This window comes from Chitinophaga sp. (assembly GCF_035564935.1).
In the GTDB taxonomy this organism is placed as follows: Bacteria; Bacteroidota; Bacteroidia; order Chitinophagales; family Chitinophagaceae; genus Chitinophaga.
This window is the reverse complement of record NZ_DATMTE010000921.1, coordinates 1-7,495: the sequence shown is the minus strand read 5'-3', so window position 1 is coordinate 7,495 and position 7,495 is coordinate 1. Positions and strand designations below refer to the sequence as shown.

At 48.5% G+C, this 7,495-nt stretch carries 7 protein-coding genes; all 7 read left to right on the top strand.

From position 1 onward, the window contains the following. The first annotated feature begins 47 nt into the window (after window positions 1-47). The 7 genes from VN105_RS24005 (at window position 48) to VN105_RS23975 (ending at window position 7,446) form a co-directional block, all read left to right on the top strand. Entirely contained in the window at window positions 48-872 is an 825-nt protein-coding gene (locus VN105_RS24005; RefSeq protein WP_325645003.1) for a prephenate dehydratase, read from the top strand. Between the two features lie 8 nt (window positions 873-880). Continuing rightward, complete coding sequence (locus tag VN105_RS24000; protein WP_325645001.1) at window positions 881-2,044, top strand: pyridoxal phosphate-dependent aminotransferase; 1,164 nt, start codon at window positions 881-883, stop codon at window positions 2,042-2,044. Continuing rightward, window positions 2,041-2,883: a prephenate dehydrogenase gene (locus tag VN105_RS23995; protein WP_325644999.1), complete on the top strand. Its 843-nt coding sequence runs from the start codon at window positions 2,041-2,043 to the stop codon at window positions 2,881-2,883. Before VN105_RS24000 ends, VN105_RS23995 begins: the two co-directional genes overlap by 4 nt. A 46-nt stretch (window positions 2,884-2,929) precedes the next feature. Then, a complete protein-coding gene (locus VN105_RS23990) occupies window positions 2,930-4,021 on the top strand; it encodes a chorismate mutase (protein ID WP_325644997.1) in 1,092 nt (363 codons plus the stop codon). Between the two features lie 73 nt (window positions 4,022-4,094). Further along, window positions 4,095-5,120 (top strand): 3-dehydroquinate synthase, encoded by a 1,026-nt coding sequence (gene aroB, locus VN105_RS23985; protein ID WP_325644995.1) that lies wholly within the window; start codon window positions 4,095-4,097, stop codon window positions 5,118-5,120. Window positions 5,121-5,159: 39 nt separating this feature from the next. Then, window positions 5,160-6,422 carry a 3-phosphoshikimate 1-carboxyvinyltransferase gene (gene aroA, locus VN105_RS23980; protein WP_325644993.1) on the top strand — a complete coding sequence of 421 codons (1,263 nt, stop codon included), beginning with the start codon at window positions 5,160-5,162 and terminating at the stop codon, window positions 6,420-6,422. Window positions 6,423-6,444: 22 nt separating this feature from the next. Next, on the top strand, window positions 6,445-7,446 hold the full coding sequence (locus VN105_RS23975) for a chorismate synthase (RefSeq protein WP_325644992.1): 1,002 nt from the start codon (window positions 6,445-6,447) through the stop codon (window positions 7,444-7,446). Window positions 7,447-7,495 lie beyond the last annotated feature (49 nt).

Below are 7,495 nucleotides of genomic sequence, written 5' to 3'. Positions count from 1 at the left end.
GCTAGTTGCTACAGCAACTATAACAAAATAAAATCAATCACATACACATGAAAATTGCCATTCAGGGGTTTGAAGGATCTTTTCACCAGGTAGCTGCCCAGAGCTACTTCGGTAAGCAAACTGAAGTAGAATGCTGCGCCTCCTTCGCAGAGCTGGTAAAAAAAGCCAAACAAGAACCCGATGTGGATGCAGGTATCATGGCCATTGAGAACTCAATTGCCGGTAGCATTTTACCAAACTACAGTCTCATTAAAAACTCCGGTTTGCATATTACCGGTGAAATTTACCTGCAAATCAACCAGCACCTTATGGTTTTGCCGGGGCAAACGCTGGATGACATCCGGGAAGTGCATTCGCACCCCATGGCCCTGTTGCAGTGTATGGATTTCCTGGAAAAATACCCGCATATCAAACTGGTGGAAACAGAAGATACTGCCCTCAGCGCCAAACATGTAAGGCAAAAAAAGCTGAAAAGTACTGCCGCTATTGCAGGAAAACTGGCGGCAGAGATCTTTGAACTGGATATTGTGGCGCCCAATATTCACACCAATAAAAATAACTATACCCGCTTCCTGGCAGTTTCCCGTACGCCTATAGCCACTCCTGAAGATGCCAATAAAGCATCGGTATATTTTCAAACCAGCCACGACCGCGGTAGCCTGGCCAAGGTGCTTACCCAGATTGCAGTGGCCGGCATCAACCTGTCGAAGCTCCAATCATTCCCTATCCCAGCAAAAGAATGGAACTATTACTTCCATGCCGATATGGAATTTGATAACGCCGCTCATTTTGAAAAAGCATTATCGAAAATAGAGTCGCTCACCGAACACCTGAAAGTGCTGGGTATTTATAAAAAAGGAAAAACACTTTAATCAGTTTTATGCAGATACAGGTCGCTAAAAGATTACAAGGCACAGAAGAATACTACTTCTCCAAAAAACTCAGGGAAATTGAGGAAATGAACCAAACCGGTACAAAGGTGATCAACCTCGGCATCGGAAGCCCGGATCTGCCTCCGCACCCTTCAGTGGTAGCTGCATTAAACGAAAACGCTGCTCTGCCCAATACGCATAATTACCAGGGGTATAAAGGTATTCCTGCCCTGCGTAAAGCAATGGCAGACTGGTACCAGCGCTATTACAATGTAACGCTGAATCCCGATACGGAAGTGTTGCCGCTGATAGGTTCCAAAGAAGGGATTATGCACATCTGCATGACTTACCTGCAGGAAGGGGATGAGGCCCTGATCCCGAACCCGGGGTATCCAACCTACCGCTCTGCAGTGAACCTGAGTGGCGCTACTGTTGTTGATTATGACCTGACGGAAGAAAATAACTGGCTGCCCGACCTGGATGCATTGGCACAAAAAGACCTGAGCAAAGTGAAACTGATGTGGGTGAACTACCCGCATATGCCTACCGGCGCAAAAGTAAACAGGGAGTTTGCCGCAAAGCTGATCGCTTTCGCCAAACAGCATAACATCCTGATCTGCCACGATAATCCGTACAGCTTCATCCTGAACGAACAACCCGAAAGTTTACTGCAGTTTGAAGGAGCAAAAGACGTGGTGCTGGAACTGAACTCCCTCAGTAAATCGTCTAATATGGCCGGATGGCGTATAGGCATGCTGATGGGTAAAGCAGAATGGATTGCACAGGTACTGCGCTTTAAAAGTAATATGGACTCCGGCATGTTCCAGCCTATGCAAATGGCCGCTGTAAGGGCGCTGCAATTGGGAAAAGACTGGTACGATGATTTGAATAAAATTTACCGTGCGCGCAGGGAAAAGGTATTTCAACTGCTGGATCTGCTGCATTGCACCTACGATAAAAACCAGGTAGGCATGTTCGTTTGGGCGAAAATACCTGCTACTAACGAAAACGGCTATACGCTCACTGATGAAATATTACAGAAGGCCCGTGTATTCATTACCCCGGGAGGAATATTCGGCAGTAACGGTAACGGCTATATCAGGGTAAGCCTTTGCCAGGATGAAAAGGTTTTCCAGGAAGCGATAGAACGTATCAAAACCAACGTAAAATGATTGCAACAATAATAGGAACAGGTTTAATCGGCGGCTCGCTCGCTATCACGCTGAAAGAAAAGGGCGTGGCAGAGCGGATCATTGGAGTAGATCAGAGCCGGGAACACCTGCAACGGGCGCTGGAGCTGAACATCATTGATGAAGCGGCCAGCCTGGAAGATGCCATGAAGCGCTCCAGCCTGGTGATACTGGCCATCCCTGTAGATGCCGTACTGCAGGCCCTGCCCGGCATCATGGATAAAGCGCGCCCCGGCCAGGTGATTATGGATGTAGGTTCTACCAAAGAAAAAATACTGCAACTCGTTGCCGGTCATCCCAACAGGGGACGCTTCGTGGCGGCCCACCCGATGGCCGGCACCGAGTATTCCGGCCCGGACGCTGCTGTACGGAACCTTTTCGTACATAAAACAATGGTACTCTGCGATGTGAAGAACAGTGATGAGGATGCCCTGGAATTAGTGGAAAATATGGTAGACCAGCTGCAGATGCGCACCGTATATATGAATGCGGAAGAACATGACCTGCACACCGCTTATGTGTCGCACATCTCCCATATTACTTCTTTCGCGCTGGCCTTAACCGTACTGAAAAAAGAAAAGGAATCAGGACGCATCTTCGAACTGGCGAGCGGTGGTTTTGAATCCACGGTGCGTTTGGCGAAAAGCTCCCCTGATATGTGGGTGCCTATCTTCAAACACAACCGCAGCAATGTGCTCGATGTGCTGGATGAACATATCAGCCAGTTGCAGCAAATGAAAACATTGCTGGAAAACGAAGACTACGATACCTTTTACAAATTGATTCAAAAATCCAATAAGATCAGGAAGATCCTGAAATAATTAAATTCTGATAATCTACTTAACTTCAATAACTATGGTACAGACAATGGAACAGATTTTATCTAAAACCAAATTCTCCGATCCGTCTTCCGATAAAAAGCCGTTGATCATTTCCGGACCCTGCAGTGCAGAAACCGAAGAGCAGGTATTAGCCACCGCGCTTGCCTTGCAGAAAACAGGAAAAGTGGACGTTTTACGCGCCGGTATCTGGAAACCCCGTACCCGCCCCGGTTCTTTCGAAGGCATTGGTACAAAAGGTTTGGCCTGGCTGCAGAAAGCCCGCGAAATCACCGGCCTGCCTTTGGCGGTGGAAGTGGCTACTGCCAAACAAGTGGAAGACGCGCTGCATTTCGGTGTGGATATTCTGTGGGTAGGCGCACGTACTACCGTAAATCCTTTCTCTGTACAGGAAGTAGCTGATGCGCTGAGAGGTGTGGACACCACCGTTTTAATTAAGAATCCTATCAATCCCGACCTGGAACTGTGGATCGGCGCCGTGGAAAGGATCCAGAAAGCAGGTATCAGTAAAGTAGGTTTAATTCACCGTGGCTTCTCCAGCTATGGCAACACCCAATACCGTAATGCACCGATGTGGCACCTGGCTATTGAACTGAAACGCCGTATGCCCGAACTGCCTATGATCTGCGATCCTTCGCATATCTCCGGCCGCCGCGATATCCTGCAGGAAGTTTCACAGGAAGCAATTGACCTCGATTACGATGGCCTGATGCTGGAAACACATGTGGATCCCGACAACGCATGGAGCGACGCAAAACAACAGGTAACCCCTGAAAAACTGGCCGAACTGCTCGATGGCATCACCTGGAGAAGGGAACACTCTGATAAAAAAGACTTCAACTCAGCACTGGAAAAACTGCGTGCACAGATCAACCAGGTGGATGATGAAATCATGCTGCTGCTCGGCAACCGTATGAAAATTGCAGAGAAGATCGGTGTATACAAGAAAGAAAATAACATTACCATCCTGCAAACAAACCGCTGGAACGAAATACTGGACCGCGCTGTTGCCAAAGGTGAGAAACTGGGACTGACCAAAGACTTCATCGTGAAATATTTCGATGCAGTGCACCTGGAATCCATCAACCGCCAGAATAAAGTAATGAACGAAGATAAGTAGATCCATCAGCCGCCGGCTGTTGTTAGTATCAACAGCCGGCAGTAGTTTTCCTAACAGAAAAGCGAACCGCTTCATGCAAATACAAACCCACCAGTTTCAACAGCAGGAAACCACCTATTTTTTAGGAGCAAGCCTGATGGAGTTGGGCAATCATGTAAACCGTCAGAGAACAGTACTGGTAATAGATGAAAATGTAGAATACCATCACGGTCATCATCTGCACAACTGGAAAAAAATTGTGGTGCCCGCAGGAGAGGAGTTGAAGAATATGGCAACGGTAGATAAGATCATTGATGGTCTGATATCTTACGAAGCCGACCGTAAAACCACGCTGGTAGGCATTGGTGGCGGAATGCTCACCGATGTGGCAGGATTTGCCGCCAGCATTTATATGCGTGGAATCCCTTTTGGCTTTGTACCTACTACTTTACTGGCGCAGGTAGATGCCTCTATCGGTGGAAAGAACGGGGTGAGTCATGGTAAACAGAAAAACCTGCTGGGTATTATCCGCCAGCCGGAGTTTATCTTTTTCGATTATGCCCTGCCACTTACTATGCCGGCGGAAGAGTGGCACAACGGCTTTGCAGAGATCATCAAGTATGCCTGTATCATGGATGCAGCACTGTTTGATTATCTTGAAAACAACAAAGAAAGAGCGCTGGCCCGCGATGTGGAAGTGCTGCAATACCTGGTGGAAAAATCAGTGGCAGCAAAAACAAAAGTGGTGCTGGAAGATGAGCTGGAGAACGGCCCCCGCAGGTGGCTCAACTTTGGCCATACGCTCGGACATGCGGTGGAGAAGCTGGAGCATATTGCACATGGAAATGCGGTGGCTATAGGAATGGTAGCCGCTACCCGTTTTTCGGAAAAGCTGATGAACCTGCCGGCAGATCAAACGGTACGGCTGATAAAACTGATCAGCGATTATCATCTGCCCGTAGCTTTCAACTCTGATAAAGATGCTGTGTTCGACATCTTTAAACTGGATAAGAAAAGAGAGAAAGATGTAATACACTTTGTATTGCTGGAAGAGATCGGGAAAGCAACCACCATGCCCATTCCCATTGCAGAACTGAAGTTGTTACTGCAGGAATTGTAAATTTTTTTCTAATTAATTAAAGGCAGACGAAATATACATATGCAAGTTACTGTATCACCAGCCATCATTAAAGGCACGGTTACGGCCAATCCTTCCAAAAGCGCCATGCAGCGCGCTGTAGCAGCGGCTTTGCTGGCAAAAGGAAAGAGCATTATCCGTAACCCCGGCCTGAGCAACGATTGCCTGGCAGCACTGGAAGTAGCCGAAAACCTGGGCGCTAAGATCAAACGGGAAGCCGACTATTTCGAAATCACCAGTAATGGTGTGGCGCCGTTTTATGATGAAATCAACTGCGGCGAATCGGGTTTGGGTATCCGTATGTTTACACCCATCGCAGCATTATCGTCACTGCCTATTACCATAGAAGGACACGGTAGTTTAACTACCCGGCCCATGGATTTTTTTGAAGAAGTATTACCCCAGCTCGATGTGAAATGTTCCACACAAGGCGGTAAACTGCCCCTTCATATCCAGGGACCATTACATCCAAAAGATATTACTATCGATGGCTCTCTCAGTTCCCAGTTCCTCACCGGCCTGCTCATGGCCTATGGCGCTGTAGCAGAAAATGTGACCATTACCGTAACTGATCTGAAAAGCAAACCATACATTGCGTTAACCCTCCAGCTGATGGCGCACTTTGGCGTTCAGGTGGAAGAAAAGAACTTTGAAACATTCCATTTCGGAAAGAAGCAGGCATATAACGCCTGCGACTATACGGTGGAGGGCGACTGGAGCGGCGCTGCATTCCTGCTGGTAGCAGCGGCGGTAGCGGGTAAGGCGGAAGTGCAGCACCTGAACACTTCTTCTGCCCAGTCGGATAAAGCGATCCTTGAAGCATTGGAAAAAGCGGGCGCACACCTGATGTCTGGTGTGTTTACCGTAAATATAGAAAAGGGAGGATTGAATGCATTTGAAATAGATGCTACCGATTGCCCCGACCTGTTCCCCCCGCTGGTGGCGCTGGCTGCTAACTGTAACGGCACTACGAAAATTAAAGGTGTGAGCCGCCTGGCTCATAAGGAAAGCGATCGTGGTATAACGTTGCAGGCGGAATTTGGTAAGATGGGGATTAAAATAGACCTTGAAGGCGATATCATGCTGGTACATGGCGGCACCGGTATTAAAGGCGCCAGGGTACATTCACATAACGACCACCGTATTGCCATGGCCTGTGCCGTGGCGGCGCTTACAGCCGATGGTCCTGTGATCATCGACAGTGCGGAAGCGATCAATAAATCCTACCCGGAATTTTATGATCACCTGGAATTGCTGGGCGGCAAGGTGGCAGTAACCGTATAATTTCACTTTAAATCATCAGCGTGTGAACAGTTTTGGCAGATTATTCAGGGTAAACGTTTTTGGAGAATCACATGGCGCCAGCGTCGGCGTAAATATAGATGGTATACCAGCTGGTATACCTTTAAAGCAGGAAGATTTCCTGGCAGACCTGGAGCGCCGTAAAGGCGGGTCCAGGGGCACTACGCCCCGTAAGGAGGAAGACCTGCCCTTTATCAAGTCGGGGGTTTTTAACGATTTCACCACCGGTGCACCTGTGACCATTCTTTTTGAAAATAACAATACCCGCAGCACTGATTATGAAAAGCTGCGTGAGTTTCCGCGTCCGGGTCATGCCGATTTTGTAGCTACTGAAAAATTCGGCGGCTTTGAAGATTATCGTGGCGGCGGTCACTTCAGCGGCCGGCTTACCCTCAACCTGGTAGCGGCCGGCGTAATAGCGAAGAAGATCCTCGGAGAAGAGGTTCAGGTAAATGCCACCATTACGGAAGTAGGCGGTAATCCTGATCCCGAAGCCGGGCTGGAAGCGGCTATTGCAGCCAAAGATTCAGTAGGCGGCATCGTGGAATGTGTAGTAAACGGGTTGCCTATCGGATTGGGTGAACCCTTTTTTGATTCATTAGAATCCGCACTGGCACATGCCGTATTTGCGATTCCTGCCATCAAAGGCATTGAATTTGGCGCTGGCTTTGCCGCCGCCAAAATGAAGGGACTGGAACACAACGATCCGATTGTTGATAAAGCAGGAAAAACAGCCACCAATCATGCAGGCGGTGTAGTAGGAGGTATTTCCAACGGGAATCCGCTGGTGTTCCGTATCGCTGTAAAACCTACGTCCAGCACGCCTAAAGAACAGCAAACCCTCAACATCAAAAGCGGGGAAGTGGAAACCTTCAGTGTGAAGGGCCGTCACGACCTCTGTATTGCGCTGCGCGTACCCGTAGTACTGGAAGCCGTTACCGCTATGGTACTGGCGGACTTCCTGCTACTCGAACAACGCAGGCCGCGGGTGTTCTCAGCGAAATAGCGCCTTCGGCGCTTAAATTGTCTTGGAACACTGATTACGCTGATTTTAC

Excerpts from the sequence above, each read along its gene's own strand:
- aroB (WP_325644995.1), top strand. The coding sequence starts at position 4,095 with ATGCAAATACAAACCCACCAGTTTCAACAGCAGGAAACCACCTATTTT.
- VN105_RS24005 (WP_325645003.1), top strand. The coding sequence starts at position 48 with ATGAAAATTGCCATTCAGGGGTTTGAAGGATCTTTTCACCAGGTAGCT.
- aroA (WP_325644993.1), top strand. The coding sequence starts at position 5,160 with ATGCAAGTTACTGTATCACCAGCCATCATTAAAGGCACGGTTACGGCC.
- VN105_RS23995 (WP_325644999.1), top strand. The coding sequence starts at position 2,041 with ATGATTGCAACAATAATAGGAACAGGTTTAATCGGCGGCTCGCTCGCT.
- VN105_RS23990 (WP_325644997.1), top strand. The coding sequence starts at position 2,930 with ATGGAACAGATTTTATCTAAAACCAAATTCTCCGATCCGTCTTCCGAT.
- VN105_RS24000 (WP_325645001.1), top strand. The coding sequence starts at position 881 with ATGCAGATACAGGTCGCTAAAAGATTACAAGGCACAGAAGAATACTAC.